Below are 19,861 nucleotides of genomic sequence, written 5' to 3' on the forward strand. Positions count from 1 at the left end.
CGCGACACGCTTTCGCGGACACGACAAGCGTCAGGGGCGGCTCCCCGAGGAGCCGCCCCTGACGCTTGTCCCGGTCAGCCCGAGGTCGTGCGCTGGGCAGCCCGGAGCAGGTCGCCCACGTCCATGCTCTTCAGCGCGGCCACCTGGTCCTCGGCCTGACCGGCCCGCTCGTCCGCCTCGCCCGCGCCGCCCGCGTCGCCGTCGGCGAGCTTCAGCAGCGAGTCGAGCAGACCCGTGTCCCGCATCCGGGCCAGGGGGATGCCGGCCAGGATCTCGCGGATCGACGCCTCCTCCTGGTCGGCGGCGGACGGCGGCTCCGCGTCCGGAACCAGCTCGGTGAGCAGGTACTGGGCCAGGACCTGCGGGTCCGGATAGTCGAAGACGAGCGTGGCGGGCAGCCTGAGGCCCGTCGCCGCACCGAGCCGGTTGCGCAGCTCGATGGTGGTCAGCGAGTCGAAGCCGATGTCCTTGAAGGCCCGGTCGGCGTCGATCGCCCCCGCGTCGGCGTGGCCGATGACGGCCGCCGCGTGCTCCCGGACCAGGTCCAGGAGCAGGGCGCCGCGCTTGTCGTGCGGCACACCGGCGAGCCGCGCGGTCAGCGACTGGCCGTCGTCCACCGCCTCGGACGTGTCGACGACCCTTCGGGCGCGCACCCGCACCAGGCCCTGGTAGAGCGGCGGCAGATCCCCGCCGGCGGAGAGCGCGCCCAGGTCCATGGGCACCGGTACGAGGGTGGCCTCGTCGATCTGTCCGGCGGCGTCGAGCAGGTCGAGCCCCTGCTCCGGCGTGAGCGCCTTGGCCCCCTGCTGCTCCATGCGCCGCAGATCGGCCTCGCTGAGCGCGCTGCCCATGCCGTCGCCCGCCCACAGGCCCCACGCCAGCGACTGGGCCGGCAGTCCCGCCGCCCGCCGGTGCTGGGCGAGGGCGTCCAGGACGGCGTTGGCCGCCGCGTAGTTGCCCTGGCCCGCGCCGTCGAGGACCCCCGCCGCCGACGAGAACAGCACGAACGCCGAAAGCTCCAGGTGACGGGTCAACTCGTGGAGGTGCCACGCCGCGTCGGCCTTGGGCCGCAGCACCGCGTCCATCCGCTCGGGCGTCAGCGAGGCGAACACGGCGTCGTCGAGGACGCCCGCCGTGTGGATCACCGCGGTCAGCGGATGCCCGGCGGGGATGTCCGCGAGGAGCCGGGCGAGCGCGGCGCGGTCACCGACGTCGCAAGCGGCCACGGTGACCGAAGCGCCGAGCCCGGTCAGTTCCGCCACCAGCTCCTCGGCGCCCGCCGCCGCCGTGCCGCGCCGGCTCACCAGGAGCAGCCGGCCCGCGCCGTGGCGGGTGACCAGGTGCCGGGCCAGCAGGCCGCCGAGCGCGCCGGTGCCTCCGGTGATCAGTACGGTGCCTTCGGGGTCCAGGCGCGGCGGCACGGTCAGCGCCAGCTTGCCGATGTGGCGGGCCTGGCTGAGATGGCGGAAGGCGTCCGGGGCCCGTCGTACGTCCCACGCCCGGACGGGGAGCGGGCGCAGGGCACCCGCCTCGAACAGCGCCATCAGCTCCGTCAGCATCGCCTGGATCCGGTCCGGGCCCGCGTCCATGAGGTCGTACGCCTGGTACGTCGCGCCCGGGTGCCGTGCCGCCACGTCCCTCGCGTCCCGCAGGTCCGTCTTGCCCATCTCGACGAACCGGCCGCCGTCCGCCAGGAGCCGCAGCGACCCGTCCACGAACTCCCGTGCCAGGGAGTTCAGTACGACGTCCACGCCACGGCCGCCCGTGGCCGCGCGGAAGGCCTCCTCGAAGTCGAGCGTCCTCGAACTGGCGATGTGTGCCTCGTCCAGGCCGAGGCCGGCCAGCGTCTCCCACTTGCCGGGCGAGGCCGTGCCGAACACCTCGGCGCCCAGGTGCCGCGCGACCTGCACGGCGGCCATGCCGACGCCGCCGGCCGCCGCGTGCACGAGCACGCGGTCACCGGTACGCGTGTCCGCCAGGTCGACCAGGCCGTACCAGGCGGTGAGGAAGACCAGGGGCACGGTGGCCGCCTGCTCGAACGACCAGCCGCCCGGCACCCGGGTCAGCAGCCGGTGGTCGGTCGTCGCGACCGGCCCGAAGGCGTTGGTGAAGATGCCCATGACCCGGTCGCCGGGGCGCAGCCCCGTCACACCGGGGCCGGTCTCCAGGACCAGTCCGGCGCCCTCGCCACCGATCTTGCCACCGCCGGGGTACATGCCGAGGGTCACCAGGACGTCCCGGAAGTTCACCCCGGCAGCGCGTACGGCGACCCGCACCTGCCCGGCTCCCAGCGGGGCACCGGGTTCGTCCGACGGCACGAGGGCCAGCTCGTCCAGGGTGCTGCCGGTCGCCTCCAGGCGCCAGTGCGGTGCTCCGGCGGGCGGCACCAGGCCGCTGCTCGACGAGGCGGGCCGCAGCCGCGCGACGTACAGCTCGCCGTCGCGCAGCACCGCCTGCGGCTCGCCCGAGGCCACGACGCGCGCGAGAGCGCGCGCGGTGGCCCCGTCGTCGGAGCCCGCCGCGTCGGCGTCCGCGTCGACCAGGATCAGGCGTCCGGGGCTCTCCGCCTGCGCGGCCCGCACCAGACCCCACACCGCGGCGCCCGCGACGTCGGTGACGCCCTCGCCGTCGATCCCCACGGCGCCCCGCGTCAGCACGACCAGCTCCGAGCCCGCGAACCGCTCGTCGTCCAGCCACGCCCGCACGGTGTCCAGCACGTGGGTCGTCAGGGCCCGTACGCGGTCGGGGACGTCGCCGGAGTCCGGCGGAGCGCAGGTCAGCACGACGGTGCGCGGGAGCTGTGGAGCACCGGACGCGACCGCCTCCGCCAGCGCGGACAGGTCGGGGAAGTGCCCGGCCGCGTCCGCACCGGGCTGTCCGCCCACCCAGCTGAGCGCCTTGTCCTCCGTGCCGGGGCCGGCGGACCGTAGCGGCTCCCAGGCCAGCCGGAACAGCGAGCTGTCGTGTGCAGAGGGCGCCGCCAGCTGCCCCGCGGACACGGGCCGCCCCACCAGCGACCGCACGGTAAGCACGGGCTTGCCGTCCAGGTCGGCCAGGTGCATCGACGCCACGTCGGAGCCCCGTTCGCGGTGCAGGCGCACGCGCAGCGCGGTGGCACCCGCGGCGTGCAGCGAGACTCCGCCCCAGGCGTAGGGCAGCAGCGTCTGGCCGCCCTCGTCGAGGAGCGCCTCCACGTGCATCGCCGCGTCCATCAGCGCCGGGTGCAGGCCGAACCGCTCGGCCTCCTCGGCCGTCTCGGCGTCCAGGGCGACCTCGGCGAAGACGTCGTCGCCGCGCCGCCAGGCCGACCGCAGGCCCTGGTAGGCGGGGCCGTAGTCGTAGCCACGCCCGGCAAGCCGCTCGTAGGCACCGGTGACGTCGACGGCGGACGCCCCGGGGGGCGGCCATTCGGTGAGTCCGGCGTCGACCTCCGCCGCACCGGCCGTCAGCGTGCCCTCGGCGTGGCGGATCCAGCCCTGCCCGGCGGGGGACGCCTCGTCACGGGAGTACACCGTGACCGGGCGCCGCCCGGAGTCGTCGGCGTCCCCGACCACGACCTGCACCGCTACGCCGCCGGTCTCCGGCAGCAACAGCGGTGTCTGGAGCGTCAGTTCCTCCACTTCGTCACAGCCGACCTGGTCACCCGCCCGGACCGCCAGCTCGACGAGCGCGGTGCCGGACACCAGGACCCGGCCGTGCACCTGGTGGTCGGCGAGCCAGGGGTGCGTGGCCGTGGCGAGCCGCCCGGTGAGGACCACCCCGCCCTCGCCCGGCGAGACCACCACCGCGCCCAGCAGCGGGTGATCAGCGGCATCCAGACCCACCGACGCCACATCACCCCCACCAGCACCCGAGGTGTCCAGCCAGTACCGCTCCCGCTGGAAGGCGTACGTCGGAAGATCCACGCGCCGGGCTCCGCGCCCGGCGTAGAAGGCCTCCCAGTCCACCCGGGTCCCGTTCACATGCAAGCGGGCCAACGCCGTGACCAGGGCTTCCGGCTCACTGCCGTCCTTGCGCAGCACCGAGACACACACTGTGCCCTCGACCTCGGACAAGCAGTCCTGGACCATCGCCGTCAGCACACCCGACGGGCCCAACTCCAGAAACGTCCGTACTCCTTCAGCGTGCAGCGCAGCTACCTCGTCCGCGAAGCGGACTGCTTCCCGCACGTGCCGCACCCAGTACTCCGGATCCGTGACCGCACCCGTCATCGCAATCCGAGGCGCCGCAAAGGACACCCCCTCCACTACCGCGCGGAAGTCGTCCAGCATCGGCTCCACCCGCGCCGAGTGGAACGCATGCGACACCTCCAGGCGCCGCGAGCGCTCAAACCCCGCCGCAACGGCGAGTACAGCGTCCTCGTCACCGGAGATCACCACCGACCGCGGACCGTTCACCGCGGCAACATCCACACCCTCCACCAGGGCTGCACGGACCTCCTCCTCCGTGGCCACCAGGGACACCATCGCCCCACCCGGCGGCAACGCCTGCATCAACCGGCCACGAGCCGCCACCACACGACCCGCATCCTCCAGCGACAACACCCCCGCCACATGAGCCGCCGCCAACTCCCCCACCGAGTGCCCGCCCACGAAGTCCGGCACCACACCCCAGGACTCCACCAAACGGAACAACGCCACTTCCACGGCGAACAACGCCGACTGCGTGAACTCCGTACGACCCAACAGACCTGCGTCCTGGAAGACGGAACGATCCAGACCCACCGCCTCACACGCCGCGTCAAACGCCTCGGCGAACACCGGGAACACCTCGTACAACTCACGGCCCATACCGACCCGCTGCGCACCCTGCCCCGTGAACAAGAACGCGGTCGCACCACCAGCACGCACCACGCCCCGCTCCACACCAGCCGACGGCGCCCCCTCCGCCAACGCCGCCAGGCCTCGGACGAAGTCCTGGCGTGTCGTGCCGACGACGGCCGCGCGGTGGTCGAGCGCGGCGCGTCCGGTCGCCAGGGACCGGCCCACGGCGGCGACGTCCGTCTCGTCCGAGCCCAGGTGCGACCACAGACGCGCGGCCTGTGCCCGCAGCGCATCGGCGGTCTTGCCGGAGAGCAGCCAGGGCACCGGTCCCGCGGCGCTGCCGAGGTCGGCGGCGTCCGGTCCGGGCTCGTCGGCGGGTGCGGCGGCGGGCTGTTCGAGGATGATGTGGGCGTTGGTGCCGCTGACGCCGAAGGAGGAGACCCCGGCCCGGCGGGGGCGGCCGTGCTCCGGCCACGGGCGCGCCTCGGTCAGCAGTTCCACCGCGCCCTCGGACCAGTCCACCTCGGGTGTGGGCTCTCCGATGTGCAGGGTCTTCGGCAGCACGCCGTGGCGCATCGCCTCGACCATCTTGATGATCGCCGCCGCGCCCGCGGCCGCCTGGGTGTGGCCGATGTTCGACTTGATCGAGCCCAGCCACAGCGGCTGGTCCTGCGGCCGGTCCTGGCCGTAGGTGGCGAGCAGCGCCTGCGCCTCGATCGGGTCACCCAGCCTGGTGCCGGTGCCGTGCGCCTCCACCGCGTCCACGTCTCCCGGTTCGAGACCGGCCACCGCCAGCGCCTGCCGGATCACCCGCTGCTGGGAGGGGCCGTTGGGCGCGGTCAGGCCGTTGGAGGCGCCGTCCTGGTTGACGGCCGTGCCCCGGACGACCGCGAGCACCGGGTGCCCCAGCCGTTCGGCGTCCGAGAGCCGTTCGACCAGGAGCATGCCCACGCCCTCGCTCCAACTGGTGCCGTCCGCGGTCGCGGCGAACGACTTGGACCGGCCGTCCGCGGCCAGACCGCGCTGCGCGCTGAAGTCGACGAACGTCTTCGGGGTGGACATGACGGTCACACCGCCCGCGAGGGCCAGCGAGCACTCCCCCGAGCGCAGCGCCTGCACGGCCAGGTGCAGCGCCACAAGCGAGGACGAGCAGGCCGTGTCCACCGTCATCGCCGGCCCCTCAAGGCCGAAGGTGTACGCGAGTCGGCCGGAGGCCATGGATCCGGCGCTGCCGATCCCGAGATAGCCCGTGAGTTCCTCGGGAGCGGCCGCGAGCCGGGTGGCCCAGTCGTGGTACATCACACCGGCGAAGACGCCGGTGCGGCTGCCGCGCAGCGAGGTCGGATCGATGCCGGCCCGCTCCACCGCCTCCCAGGTGGTCTCCAGGAGCAGCCGGTGCTGCGGGTCCATGGCCAGCGCCTCGCGGGGGCCGATCCCGAAGAGCGCCGGGTCGAACTCGGCGGCGTCGTGGAGGAATCCGCCCTCGCGGACATAGCTCTTGCCCGGGGTGCCCGGCTCGGGGTCGTACAGCTTCTCGACCTCCCAGCCGCGGTCGTCCGGGAAGAGCGAGATGCCGTCCTCGCCCTGCTCCACCAGACGCCACAGGTCCTCCGGGGAGGTGACTCCGCCCGGGTAGCGGCAGGCCATCCCGACGATGGCGACCGGCTCCGACGCGAGGTCGGCACCGGGCACCGCCGGGAGCGGCGCAGCGGTGGCGGCACCCGCGTCCAGCGCCTTGGCCTGGATGAAGTCGGCCAGGGCGTGCGGTGTGGGGTAGTCGAAGACCAGGGTGGAGGGAAGCCGCAGCCCGGTCGCGGAGTTCAGCGCGTTGCGGAGTTCGACCGCCGCGAGGGAGTCGAAGCCGGTCTCGCTGAAGGCCCGGCCGGGGTCGATCGCCGCCACGCCGTCGTGCCCGAGCACCGCGGCGACCCGGGCCCGCACCAGATCGAGTACGTACCGGTCGCGTTCGGCCCCGGAGAGGCCTGCGAGGTGCCGGGCGAACGAGCCCTGGTCCGCGGCCGTCGCGGCGGCGGTCGTACGGCGGGTGGGCGCGGGGGCCTGGCCGCGCAGCAGCACGGGAACGCCGTCGGTGCGGCCGCGCAGGGCGGCCGTGTCGATCCGGATCGGCAGCACGGCGGCCCCTGCCTCGCCGCCGAGGCCGAGTGCCTGGTCGAAGAGGGCGAGGTTCTCGGCCGCGGAGAGCGTGGCGAGGCCCGACCGGTCGGCGCGCCGCAGCGTGGCCTCGTCGAGCCGGCCGCCCATGCCGTCGCCGCCGCCCCACAGCCCCCAGGCCAGGGAGAGGGCGGGCAGCCCGGCCGCGTGGCGGTGCTGGGCCAGGGCGTCGAGGAACACGTTGGCGGCGGCGTAGTTGCCCTGGCCCGCCGCGTCGAGGACGCCCGCGCCCGAGGAGAAGAGCACGAAGGCCGACAGGTCCAGGTCCTGGGTCAGCTCGTGCAGGTGCCAGGCCGCGTCGGCCTTCGGGGCGAAGACCGTGTCGACCTGCTCGTCGGTCAGGGTTCCCACCAGGCCGTCGGCCACCGCTCCCGCGGTGTGGACCACGCCGGTCAGGGGGTGGTCGGCGGGCACGGCGGCCAGCAGCCGCCGGACCGCGTCACGATCGGAGACGTCGCAGGCCACGACGTCGACCTCGGCGCCGAGGTCTGTCAGCTCGGCGCGCAGCCGGTCGGCGCCCGGGGCTTCGGGGCCGCGGCGGCCGGCCAGCAGCAGGTGGCGGACGCCGTGGGCAGTGACGAGGTGGCGGGCGATGTGGCCGCCGAGGCCTCCGGTGCCGCCGGTGATCAGCACCGTGCCCGTGGCGTCCCAGGGCGAGGGTGCCACGGTCGCGGGCACCGGCACGCGTTCAAGGCGTGGCACCAGGACCGTCCCGCCGCGGAGCGCGAACTCGGGGTGCCCGGAGGCGAGTCCGCCGCGCAGCGGGCCCGCCGGGGCCCCCTTGTCGTCCGGGTCGAGGTCCACCAGGACGAAGCGGTCGGGCTGTTCGGCGCGGGCCGCGCGCAGGAGCCCCCACAGGGGGGCGCTGCCGGGCTCGGCCCGCTCGCCGGGTCCCGCGGCCACCGCGCCGGTGGTGACGACGGCGAGCCGGGTCGTGGAGAACCGCTCGTCGGCCTGGAACTCCTGCCACTGGCGGAGCAGTTCGAGCAGTCGCTTGACCGCGTCCCGCGCGGCCTGGGGCGGAGCGCCTTCGGACGGCCCGAAGGCGGCAAGGAGCACGTCGGGAACGGGGGCACCGGCCGTGACGGCCTCGCCGACCGAGACGAGGTCCGGGTACGCCGGTACGCCGTCCTGCGCGCCCAGCGCCCCGGCCAGGGCGGGACCCGCCGTGCCGAGCACCGCCAGCCGGCCGTGGCCGGTGTCCGCTGCCCGGCCCGCCGGCGCCCACGCGACCCGGTGCAGTGCCTCGTACCGGGACTGCCGGGCGCTCTGGAGCGCTTCGGCGCTCACCGGGCGCACGGTGATGGAACGTACGGTGGCCACGGGTGCGCCGGTCGGGTCGGCGATGACGGCCGCGACCGCGTCCTGGCCGGTCGGGGAGAGCCGCACGCGGAGCGCGGACGCCCCCTGGGCGTGCAGGGAGACGCCGCTCCAGGCGAAGGGGATCCTGGTGTCGCCGTCGCCCTCGCCCTCGCCGTCGCCGTCCGTCTCGCGGTCGCCGAGGAACGCCATGGCCTGGAGGGCGGAGTCGAGGAGCGCGGGGTGCAGCCCGAACCGCTCGGCCTGGGATTCGGCCCGTTCCGCGAAGGCGACCTCGGCGAAGACGTCGGAGCCGCGCCTCCAGACGGCGCGCAGGTTCTGGAACGTCGGGCCGAACCCGTAGCCCTGCCCGGCCTGTTCGGCGTAGAGGCCGGTGATGTCGACCGGGCGGGCGCCCGGGGGCGGCCAGGCCGAGGCGAGGTCGGCCCAGTCGGCCGCGGCCGGCGGGGCCGCGGGGGCTTCCTCGGTGGGGGCGAGGACGCCGGTGGCGTGGCGGACCCAGGGCTCGCCGTCCTCGGCGCGCGAGTAGATGTCGACCGGCCTGCGGCCCGGTCCTTCGGCGGGTCCGACGGCCACCTGCACGGTGAGGGCGCCGCCGGAGGGCAGCGTCAGCGGGGCCTGGAGCGTCAGTTCGTCGACCGTGCCGCAGCCGACCTCGTCACCGGCCCGGACGGCCAGCTCGACGAAGGCGGTGCCCGGCAGCAGGACGACCCCGGATATGGCGTGGTCGGCGAGCCACGGGTGGGAGGAGACCGAGAGGCGGCTGGTCAGCACCACACCGTCGGCTCCGGCGAGGCCCACCACGGCGCCGAGCAGCGGGTGGTCGGGGCGGCCGAGCCCGGCCGAGCTGACGTCCCCGCCGGTCCCCACGTCGATCCAGTACCGTCGCCGCTGGAAGGCGTAGGTGGGCAGCTCGGTCCGGTGAGCGCCGTGCCCGGCGAAGAACGCCTCCCAGTCGACGCGCACCCCCCGGACGTGGGCGGCGGCCACCGCCGCCGCCAGTTCGCGCTCCTCGTCGCGGCCGGCCCGCAGCACCGGCGCGAACAGGGCGTCCGCGCTGTCGGCGGTGAGGCAGTCCCGGCCCAGGGCGGACAGTACGGCGTCCGGGCCCAGCTCCAGGTACGTGGTGACGCCCTCCGCCTCCAGCCACCGCACGCAGTCGTGGAAGCGCACGGTCTCGCGCACGTGCCGGACCCAGTACTCGGCGTCGGGCGTCACGGGCCGGCCCGTGACGTCGGAGACGAGCGGAATGCGCGGCGCGCGGTGGTGCATGGCCTCCGCGATCTGCCGGAACTCGTCGAGCATCGGCTCCATCAGCGGCGAGTGGAAGGCGTGCGAGGTGCGCAGCCGCTTGGACCTGCGGCCGGCGAACCGCGCCAGGATCCGCTCGACCGCGTCCTCGTCGCCGGACAGGACCACCGAGTTCGGGCCGTTGACGGCCGCGACGCTCACCCGGTCCGTGAGGTGCGGGACCACCTCGTCCTCGGCCGCCTCCAGGGCGACCATGGCTCCGGCTTCGGGGATGTCCTGCATCAGCCGCCCGCGGGCGCCGACCAGCAGGGCGGCGTCCTCCAGGGAGAGCACTCCGGCCGCGTACGCGGCGGCCAGCTCGCCGACCGAGTGACCGGCCACGTAGTCGGGTACGACGCCCCAGGACCTCAGCACGTCGGACAGCGCCGCCTCGACGGCGAAGAGCGCGGCCTGGGTGTAGGCCGTCTCGTCCAGGAGGGCGGCCTCGGGCGTGCCCTCGGCGGCGAACAGGACCTCCAGGAGGGGGACGTCGAGCTGGATGTCGAGGTAGCCCGCGGCTTCCTCCAGCGTCTCGGCGAAGACCCGGTTCACCCGGTGGAGCCCGCGGCCCATGGCGAGGCGCTGGCTGCCCTGCCCGGTGAAGAGGAAGGCGAGCCTGCCGGGGCCCGCGGTCCCGCGCGCCGCCGTGGGCGTCTCGGCGCCCTCGGCGGTGGCGCGCAGGGCCCGCAGCGCCTCCGCGGGGTCCGCGGCGACCACGGCGGCACGGTGGGGCAGCGCGGCGCGCGTGGTGGCCGCCGAGTAGGCGACGTCGGTCAGCGACGGGGCGGCACCGGCGGCGAGCAGGTCCGCGAGGCGCCCGGCCTGGGCGCGCAGCGCCGGCTCGCTCTTCGCCGAGATCACCAGGGGCGTCACCGGGGTGTCGCCGCGTTCGTGCGGGGACTCGGCGGCGGGCGGCTCCGCCGTCTCCTCGTCGGCCGCGGGCGCCTGTTCCAGGATGACGTGCACATTGGTGCCGCTGACGCCGAAGGAGGAGACGCCCGCGCGGCGCGGCCGCCCGTCGGTCTCCGGCCAGGGCGTGGGTTCGGTCAGCAGCCGGACCGTGCCCGCGGACCAGTCGATGTGCGGCGACGGCTCGTCGACGTGCAGGGTCTCGGGCAGCACTCCGTGGCGCATGGCCTCGACCATCTTGATGACGCCCGCGGCGCCTGCGGCGGCTCCGGTGTGGCCGATGTTGGACTTGGCGGAGCCGAGCCACAGGGGTGCGCCGGGCGCGCGGTCGCGGCCGTAGGTGGCGATCAGGGCCTGGGCCTCGATGGGGTCGCCGAGGCGGGTGCCGGTGCCGTGCGCCTCGACGGCGTCGACCTCGGCCGCGGTCACTCCGGCGTCGGCGAGCGCCTGGCGGATGACCCGGCGCTGGGCCAGGCCGCTGGGGGCGGTGAGGCCGTTGCTCGCGCCGTCCTGGTTGATCGCGGTGCCGCGCACGACGGCCAGCACCCGGTGGCCGTTGCGCCGGGCGTCGGAGAGCCGTTCCAGGACGAGGACTCCCGCGCCCTCGGCGAAGTTGGTGCCGTCGGCCGCGGCGGCGAAGGCCTTGCAGCGGCCGTCGGCGGCCAGCCCGCGCTGGCGGCTGAAAGTGGTGAAGGTGCCGGGGCTGGTGATCACGGTGACACCACCGGCAAGGGCCAGGGTGCACTCGCCGCGGCGCAGCGAGTGCACGGCCAGGTGCAGGGCGGCGAGCGAGCCCGAGCAGGCGGTGTCGACGGTCAGCGCGGGGCCCTCCAGGCCCAGGGTGTAGGCGACGCGGCCGGAGACGACGCTGGGCGCGGTGCCCGTCATGAGGTAGCCGTCGAGTCCGTCGGGGGCCTCGTGCACCCGCGGCCCGTACTCGTGCGGCTCCACCCCGATGAACACCCCGGACCGGCTGCCGCGCAGCGGGCCCGGGTCGATGCCGGCCCGCTCAAGCGCCTCCCAGCAGGTCTCCAGGAGGAGGCGCTGCTGGGGGTCCATCGCCGTGGCTTCCTTGGGGCTGATCTCGAAGAAGTCCGCGTCGAAGTCGGCGGCGTCGGGCAGGAATCCGGCCTGCCGGACGTAGCTGGTCCCGGGCACGCCCGGGTCGGGGTCGTAGAGCGCTTCCAGGTCCCAGCCGCGGTCGGTGGGGAAGTCACTGATCACGTGCCTGCCGTCGGCGAGCAGGCGCCACAGGTCGCCCGGGGAGCGCACGTCCCCCGGGTAGCGGCAGCCGATGCCCACGATGGCGACGGGCTCGTCGTCGGTGGAGGCGGGCGGCTCCTCGGCGAGGGGCTCCTCGGGCAGGTCGAGCACCTCGGCCCGCAGGTGCCCGGCGAGCGCGGTGGCGGTCGGGTAGTCGAACGCGATCGTCACCGGAAGGTCCCGGCCGGTGCGGGCGGCCAGCCGGTTGCGCAGCTCCACCAGGGCGAGGGAGTCCAGGCCCAGTTCCGTGAAGGCGCGGTCCGCGTCGAGCCGCACCGGGGCCTGTGCGGCCTCCGGGTGGACCTTCCGCAGGGCGGCCGCGGTCTCGTCGTGCACCAGGCGGAGCAGGGCGGCGCTCTGCTCCGACGCAGACAAAGCGGTCAAGTGCCGGGCGAGTTCTTCACCCGAAAATCTCGCAGCGTTCCAGAACTCACTCATCTGCGTACTCCACACGTAATGGGAAACTACTGATGGCCGGCGGTCCGGGCCGCCAGGGCGGCGCGGTCGGCCTTGCCGTTGACGGTCAGTGGAATGTCTTCGACGGCGAAGATTTCCTGGGGAATCATGTAGGCGGGCAGCGTGTCCATGCAGAAGGCACGTACCTTCATCCGGTCGAATGCCGAGCCGTCCGGATCCATGACGACGAAGGCGTGCAGCACGGGATCGTGCCCCGGCCGGGGTCGCAGCAGCGCGACCGCGGAGCTGATTCCGGGGAAGTCCAGCAACCTCCGCTCCACCTCCCGCAGTTCGACCCTGTTGCCGCGGATCTGCACCTGGGAGTCGACGCGGCCGCGGAAGTACAGCTCCCCGTCGTCCCCGCGGCAGGCCAGGTCGCCGCTGCGCAGCACCAGGCGGCCCGAGCGGGGGTCGAGCGGGTCGGGCACCAGGGCGCTCCTCGTCGCCTCCGGGTCGTCCCAGTAGCCGGTGAACAGGGAGGGGCAGCGCAGATGGATCTGTCCCTCGACACCGGCCTCGGTCACCGGCTTCCCGTCCTCGTCGATCAGGGTGACGTCGAAGCCGGGGAGCGGGAATCCGATGGAGAGCCGGTCGAGGCCGTCCGGCAGCGGGTTGGGCACCGGGGTGAAGGAGCACGCCATGGATTCGGTGGCGCCGTAGCCATTGGTGATGCGTGCCTGCGGCAACACCCGCTGGAGGTGGCGCAGTTCGGGGAGCGGGAAGTCCTCCCCGGTGAAGAGGACGCCGCGCAGCCGGGTCATTCCCGCCAGCCGCTCCGCCTCGTGACGCAGCACCGGACGCCAGATCGAGGGGACGCCGTCGACGTGGGTGACGGCGGCCTCGTCCAGGAAGGCGAGGAAGCGGCGCGGCCACTTCAGCTCACCGCGCGGGACCGGCACCAGTGCGGCCCCGCTGCCCAGCGCGAAGCCGATGTCGAAGAGGGCGAAGTCGAACTGGAGCGGCGAGGTGGACGCGACCCGGTCGGCAGCCGTGAGGAGTTCCTGGCTCAGGAGCGCGCGGAGCAGGGCGATGACCGCACGGTGGCTCATCACCACGCCCTTGGGGCGGCCCGTGGTGCCCGAGGTGAAGATGATGTACGCCGTGTCGGTGTCGACCACTTCGCGGCGGTGCCTGGTCCGGGGCGCGGGCGGGCGCTCGACGCGTACCCCCTCCGGGCCGAACCGCGCCGTGCCGACCTGCTCCGGGATGCCTTCCCTGCGCCCCTCGTCGCCCTGGACGAACAGGGCGGGTTCGGCCGTCTCGATGATCGACGCCAGCCGTTTGGCGGGCGTCTCGGGGCTCACCGGGATGAAGGGCAGGCCGAGCGCGGAGCAGGCGAGCAGCATCGCGACGGCACCGGAGGACACGTCCGACTCCAGCACCACGCGGTCACCGACGTCGAGCCCGAGCCGCTCCAACTGCGCGGCGTACGCGTCGACCCGGTCGGCCAGTTGCCGGTAGCTGACGGTCGTCAGGCCGCCCTCCTGGTCCCGCTCCACCACGGCCGGGGCGTCCGGCGTCGATTTCGCCGCCCGCAGCAGGAAGCCGCAGAGATTGTCCACCGAATCGCGCACGCGGGCCACGCGTTGCCCAGTCATGCTCACGCGAATTCCTTCCCGGCGGCTTGCGCCGCGGCTGAGAGTCATCTGAAGGTGCTGGGGAATTAGTTCCTAACATGGGCCGCTCAGCACTGACAACCGGCTCCGCCGCCAAGTGGGCACGGTTTAGGGGGTATTAGGGGTTCAGGTGATATCGCCCCGGTCGGACACTTACTGTGGCACCGTATCCAACGCGACGCCATTACGGGGCGGATGGGAAGTCGTACACATGGACACTGATCGCGCGGCGGGCACCGCCATAGCTTTCCCCGGCATATCTCCGTGCCCATTCGGGGACGTGGCGAAATTCATGCTGATCAATCCGGTGGCGCGCCGTCTCGTGGCCCAGGCGAATGCCGCGCTCGGGTATTCACTGGTCGAGCGCTACCGGTCGGCCGAGGGCGAGTTCTCGGAGTACGAGCGGGTGGCGTTCCTGGTGAACTGCCTCGCGCTGGCGCGGTGGGGCGAGGAGGAGCTGGGCATCGAGGCCGACGCCTGCGTCGGCCCCAGCTTCGGCGGCGTCCCCGCGGCGGTCCACTCCGGTGCGCTGGCGTTCGACGACGCCGTGGTGCTCACCGCCCGGTGGGGCCACCGCCTTGACGCGTACTTCGCCGAGTCCCACGGTGACGTGGTCACCCAGTCCTTCGCCCGCACGCCCGGCGAGGCCCTCGCCCAGGTGCTCGCCGAACTCGACGAGCTGGGCGAATGGCACGAGATCGCGTGCCACGTCGACGAGGACTTCTTCATGCTGTCGCTGCGCGAGCGCCGGCTCGACTGGCTGAAGCAGCGGCTGCGCTCGGTGGGCGGACTGCCGCTGTACACCATGCGGCCGCCCATGCACGCCAGTGTCTTCGGCCGGCTGCGGGACGACATCGAGAACAGCCTCTTCGGGGAACTCGTCTTCCACGATCCGCGGATTCCGGTGGTCTCGGACCACGACGGGTCGGTGCTGAGAACGGGCGACGAGATCCGCACGATGGTGCTGGACGGAATCGTCAGGCCGGTTCAGTGGCCGACCGCGCTGGACTCCCTGAAGCGCCTGGGTGTCGGGCAGCTCTACGTATCGGGACCGGACAGCCTGTGGGGCCGGGTGCGATGCGCCACCGACAACTTCTCGGTCGTGCCGCTCAAACCGCAGACGGCCCTGCGGCCGCGCCGCAGGGCCGCAGCGGCCTGAGAAAGTCAGGCGGTGGCCCGCTCCATCCTGGACAGGGTGTTCCAGAGCGTCTGCGGGGTCTCGAAATTTTCCATGCTCATCGCGTCGTCGACAAACCGCACATCGAATTCCTGCTCCAGCAGCGCAAGCACGTCGACCATGGCCATCGAGTCCAGACCGAAATCCCTGAGGTTGATTTCCGCGAGCAGCGGTTCGTCGCTCGAAAGGAATGGCAGGTGCTTACGGAGGATCTCTTCGAACTGCTCGTTCCACATGATGACTCCAGAATCCCGAAGACTCGCTACGACCGAACTCCTTCCGTCTGCAACGTAGGCCGCCCGGCCGGACGCGACCACCCTTAACACCCCCTCTTTCCCTGGAGAAACAATGCACGTGACGCTCCGGAACGCGCCGCAGGAGCGCTTCCTGCGCGGCCTGGCCGCGTCCCCGAAGGGAACGGCACTGCGGGTGGCCGCCGAAGCCGTGAGTTACGAGGAACTGCATGAACTGGCCCTGCGGTGGGCCGGTGCTCTGCTGGCCGAAGCGGACGGCCCGCCGCGCGCGGTCGGAGTGCTCGCCGACAAGGGAGTGGAGAGCTACGCGGGCATCCTGGCGGCGCTGTACACCGGCGCCACGGTGGTCCCCCTGCACCCCGGCTTCCCCGCGGCGCGGACCCGGCGGATGCTGGAGGTGTCCGGGGCCTCGGTGGTGCTGGCCGACCGGCCGGGCCTCTCGGCGCTCGCCGACACGGAGCTGACTCTTCCCGTCCTGGCACCCGGACACGACGGTGCCCAGGACGGCCGTTTCCGGAAGGTCCCGGTCGGGCAGGGCCGTGCCCTGGACGCACCGCGCCCCGTACAGGCCTCCGACACCGCCTATCTGCTCTTCACCTCGGGCTCCACCGGGCGCCCCAAGGGCGTGCCGATCAGCCACGGCGGCCTCGACCACTACTTCGGCCTCATGGACGGCCGCTACGACTTCAGCGCCGACGACGTCTTCTCCCAGGCGACCGAGCTGAACTTCGACTGCGCGATGTTCGACCTCTTCTGCGCCTGGGGCGCCGGGGCGAGCGTGCACGCCGTACCGGCGCAGGCGTATCTGGATCTGCCCGCGTTCGTCGCCGAGCGGAAGATGACGGTGTGGTTCTCCACGCCGAGCGCCATCGCCCTGGTGCGCAGGCGCGGCGGCCTCGCACCGGCCTCGCTGTCCACCCTGCGCTGGAGCTTCTTCGCCGGTGAGGCGCTGCTGTGCTCCGACACCGCCGACTGGCAGGCGGCCGCCCCCGGTTCCGCCGTGGAGAACCTGTACGGGCCCACGGAACTCACCATCACGATCAGCCGCCACCGGTGGTCACCCGAGGTCTCGCCGGCGCTCGGCGTCAACGGCGTCGTGCCCGTCGGGACGGTGCACGAGGGCCACGACCAGCTCCTGCTGACCGAGGACGGCGGGACGTGCGACTCCGAGGGGGAGTTGTGCGTCGCCGGGCCGCAGATGGCGTCGGGTTACGTCGATCCCGCCGACGACGCGGGCCGGTTCCTCGACCGCGACGGGCGCCGGTGGTACCGCACCGGGGACCGGGTCCGTCGCCTGGCCAACGGGGAGCTGGCCTACCTCGGCAGGCTCGACGCCCAGGTCCAGGTGCAGGGGTGGCGCGTGGAACTCGCCGAGGTCGACGACGCGATCCGCGGCTGCGCCGGGGTGACCGACGCGGCGACCGTGACCCGGCCCGCGGAGAGCGGTCTCGAACTCGTCGTCTACTACACGGGAGTTCCCACCGCCCCCGCCGTCCTGGCCCGGCAGCTTCGGCAGGTCCTGCCCAGCGGCCTGCTGCCGAGGCACTACCGGCACCTCGACGCGTTCCCGCTGAACTCGAACCGGAAGGTGGACCGCAGGGAGCTGGCCGCACGGGCCGCCGCCGAGGAGTGACGGCGGGCGAACCGCCAAAGGCCGTGACGGGCGGACCGTCAGGAGGCCGTGGCAGACGGACCGTCACGAGACCGTGGCAGACGGACCGCCAGAGGCCCGTGACGGGCGGACCGCCAAAAGGCCGTGGCAGACGGACCGCCAGGAGACCGTGACAGGCAGACCGCCAGGGGGCCGTGACAGACGGACCGCCAGGAGCCCGTGGCAGACGGACCGCCAAGAGGCCCGTGACGGGCGGACCGCCAAGAGGCCGTGGCAGACGGACCGCCAGGAGACCGTGACAGGCAGACCGCCAAGAGGCCGTGGCAGACGGACCGCCAGGAGACCGTGGCAGGCAGACCGCCAGGGGGCCTTGGCAGACGGACCGCCAGGAGACCGTGGCAGGCAGACCGTCACGAGACCGTGGCAGACGGACCGCCAGAGGCCCGTGACGGGCGGACCGCCAAAAGGCCGTGGCAGACGGACCGCCAGGAGACCGTGACAGGCAGACCGCCAAGAGGCCGTGACAGACGGACCGCCAGGAGCCCGTGGCAGACGGACCGCTAGGAGGTCGCGGAGGCTTCGGCGCGCTGGCTGATCAGGACGCCGATGCCGTCCAGCACACAGCGCAGACCGAACTCCTCGCCGTCACCGGCCTCCGGGTCGAAGGCGCCGGAGGACATCGCGGCCAGCAGCGCCGGATAGGAATCCCCGTGCTCCTTGATCAGCTCCCCGACGGCTGAGCCCCACTGCTCGGCCATCTCGGCCGTGATGGGCTTCTGTTCCTGGTCCCGGCCCTGGTCCTGGTCCATGCTGCTCGGACGGTAGGTCCAGCTGCGGATCAGACCGCTGAGCGCGAAGACCGCGTCGAGCTGCTCCGCACCGGTGAGGTCGGTGTCGGAGAAGCCGCTGACCGCGGCCTCCAGCCAGCTCAGCTCGTTCGGACCCATGGCGCCGGGGCGGGCGGCGGGCAGCTCGAACAGCCAGGGGTGCCGGTGGTAGGTGTGCCACAGCTGCCTGGCCCACTCCTCCAGCTTGGGCCGCCAGCCGCCGGGCACGTCCGCGAGGACCGGCGGCGTGCCGATGGCCGCGTCGGTCATCAGGTCGATCAACTGGGCCTTGCCCGGCAGATAGCGGTACAGCGACATGGTCGTGAAGCCGAACTCGCTGGCGATCCGCTGCATGGACACCGCCGAGAGGCCCTCGGAGTCGGCGACTTCGACCGCTGTCTCCACGATCCGTCCGATGGACAGCCCTGGCTTGGGCCCACGGCTCGGCCGCCCCTTGTCGCCCCAGAAGAGCTCCGCGCTACGAGCGCGCTCACGAGGAGCGCTGTCCTTCCCGGCTGCCATCTCCGCTCCCACGTATCCGCATCCCCGTTGAAATCGGCGGTCCCAAGATATACCAGATATACCGAAGCGTGCCCCCGCCTGCCGACGGCGCTCACCGTACTCGACCTGCCACCGAGATCAAAAGGTTTCGCCGCGCCCCGCCGGGCCTCGTTCCAGACACCCCGGCTAGGGGGGCGTAGGGGTACGGAATGGGTTGATCGCGCCATACCCTTTCCAGTCAGAAGCTTATTGCTCGCCTGTTCAGGCACCATTCGCGTTCTCTATTGAAAGCGGAATCGAGCGCGCGACCCCACAGGAATGTCCCGCCACGATCGGAGCCTTCGATGACAACTGACAGCGCGATCCAGGAGGCGGAGGCGGCCATTGCCCGCCTGGCCACTCCGCCCATGATCGAAGACCCCTATCCGCTGTATGCGGCGATCCGCGAGGTCGACCGCGTGTACGAGAGCACCACTCTCGGCGCCTATGCGATCACCGGCTACAAGGAGGTGAACACGGCCGCCCGGATGGCGAACATGAAGAACGGCGTCCGGGCCGCGACGATTCAGCGCGCCGACTGGCAGGAGCACGAGTCGCTGCGTCTGTTCCTGCGCGCGCTTGTCAATCTGGACGCCCCGGAGCACCCGGCCATGCGCGAGGTGGCCTCCTCGGTGTTCACACCGGGAGCGATCAAGCAGATGCGCCAGTCCATCGAGGTGCTCGCCCACCGGTTCGTCGATGACCTGGCCGAACGCGCCAAGGGCGGCGAGCCCGTCGACCTCGTACCGACGGTCGCCAGCCCGTTCCCGGTGGCGGTGATCTGCGAAATGCTCGGCGTACCCGACAACCAGGGGATGCTCTTCTACAAACTGGCCAACGACTGGACGCGGGTGTGGGGCGGCGGGAACTACAGCGACGCCGAGCTTGCCCAGGCGGACGCCTCCGTCATGGAACTGCGCGGCTATTTCGACGAGTTGTTCGCGCAGCGCCGCGCCGAGCGCCGCGACGACCTCATCTCGGCCCTGATCGACCAGCACGAGGCCGGCCGCCTCGACGACGAGGACCTGATGGCTCTCGCCACCTTCCTCTTCATCTCCGGTTTCGAGACGACGACCAATCTCATCAGCACCGGAATCCACACCCTGCTGGAATTCCCCGACCAGTTGGCGCTGTGGCGCGAGAACCCGGACATCACCGCGAGCGCCGTCGAGGAGCTGCTCCGGCACGGAACCCCCATTTCCGGTACGGTCCGGCTGACCGCGGAGACCATTCAGCTGGGCGGCCACGAAATACCGGCCGGCCGGATGCTCTTCCTGATGACGGCCGGCGCCAACCGCGACCCCGAGCAGTTCCCTGACCCCGACCGCCTGGACCTGACCCGCAACGACGGCGGCCACGTCAGCTTCGGCGGCGGCGCGCACTACTGCCTGGGCGCCAATCTGGCCCGCATGGAGGCCCAGGTCATCCTGCCTCTGATCATCAACCGGTTCTCGACCATCGAGGTGGCCGGCACCCCGGAGTGGCGGACCGCGATCGGCCTGCACGGCTTCGAGCACCTGCCGCTCCGCCTGAGCGAGTGAGCCGGCCGGGTACCCGGTGACACGCCGAGGGGGGGGGGGGGGGGGGGGGGGGGGGGGGGGGGGGGGGGGGGGGGGGGGGGGGGGGGGGGGGGGGGGGGGGGGGGGGGGGGGGGGGGGGGGG

At 73.1% G+C, this 19,861-nt stretch carries 7 protein-coding genes; 3 read left to right on the plus strand and 4 right to left on the minus strand.

The features are described 5' to 3' along the window. Positions 1-74: 74 nt before the first annotated feature. Together AC07GB_RS24365 and AC07GB_RS24370 are read right to left on the minus strand one after the other, a co-directional pair. On the minus strand, positions 75-12,101 hold the full coding sequence (locus tag AC07GB_RS24365; RefSeq protein WP_478848778.1) for an SDR family NAD(P)-dependent oxidoreductase: 12,027 nt from the start codon (positions 12,099-12,101) through the stop codon (positions 75-77). Between the two features lie 80 nt (positions 12,102-12,181). Further along, entirely contained in the window at positions 12,182-13,771 is a 1,590-nt protein-coding gene (locus AC07GB_RS24370) for an AMP-binding protein (protein WP_478848780.1), read from the minus strand. Positions 13,772-14,081: 310 nt separating this feature from the next. On the opposite strand from AC07GB_RS24370, the gene AC07GB_RS24375 reads away from it, so the two are divergent. After that, positions 14,082-14,948 (plus strand): ACP S-malonyltransferase, encoded by an 867-nt coding sequence (locus AC07GB_RS24375; protein ID WP_478848782.1) that lies wholly within the window; start codon positions 14,082-14,084, stop codon positions 14,946-14,948. Positions 14,949-14,953: 5 nt separating this feature from the next. Here the strand turns inward: AC07GB_RS24375 and AC07GB_RS24380 are convergent, their stop codons facing one another. Further along, positions 14,954-15,202 (minus strand): acyl carrier protein, encoded by a 249-nt coding sequence (locus tag AC07GB_RS24380; RefSeq protein WP_478848784.1) that lies wholly within the window; start codon positions 15,200-15,202, stop codon positions 14,954-14,956. 112 nt (positions 15,203-15,314) lie between these two features. Here AC07GB_RS24380 and AC07GB_RS24385 point away from each other — a divergent pair, with 112 nt between their 5' ends. Further along, on the plus strand, positions 15,315-16,853 hold the full coding sequence (locus AC07GB_RS24385; protein WP_478848786.1) for an AMP-binding protein: 1,539 nt from the start codon (positions 15,315-15,317) through the stop codon (positions 16,851-16,853). A gap of 539 nt (positions 16,854-17,392) precedes the next feature. Here the strand turns inward: AC07GB_RS24385 and AC07GB_RS24390 are convergent. Beyond that, on the minus strand, positions 17,393-18,181 hold the full coding sequence (locus tag AC07GB_RS24390) for a TetR/AcrR family transcriptional regulator (protein WP_478848788.1): 789 nt from the start codon (positions 18,179-18,181) through the stop codon (positions 17,393-17,395). 323 nt (positions 18,182-18,504) lie between these two features. Here AC07GB_RS24390 and AC07GB_RS24395 point away from each other — a divergent pair, with 323 nt between their 5' ends. After that, positions 18,505-19,740, plus strand: coding sequence for a cytochrome P450 (locus AC07GB_RS24395; protein ID WP_478848790.1), 1,236 nt, complete (start codon positions 18,505-18,507; stop codon positions 19,738-19,740). Positions 19,741-19,861 lie beyond the last annotated feature (121 nt).

It is taken from the genome of Streptomyces sp. NPDC045778 (assembly GCF_056431945.1).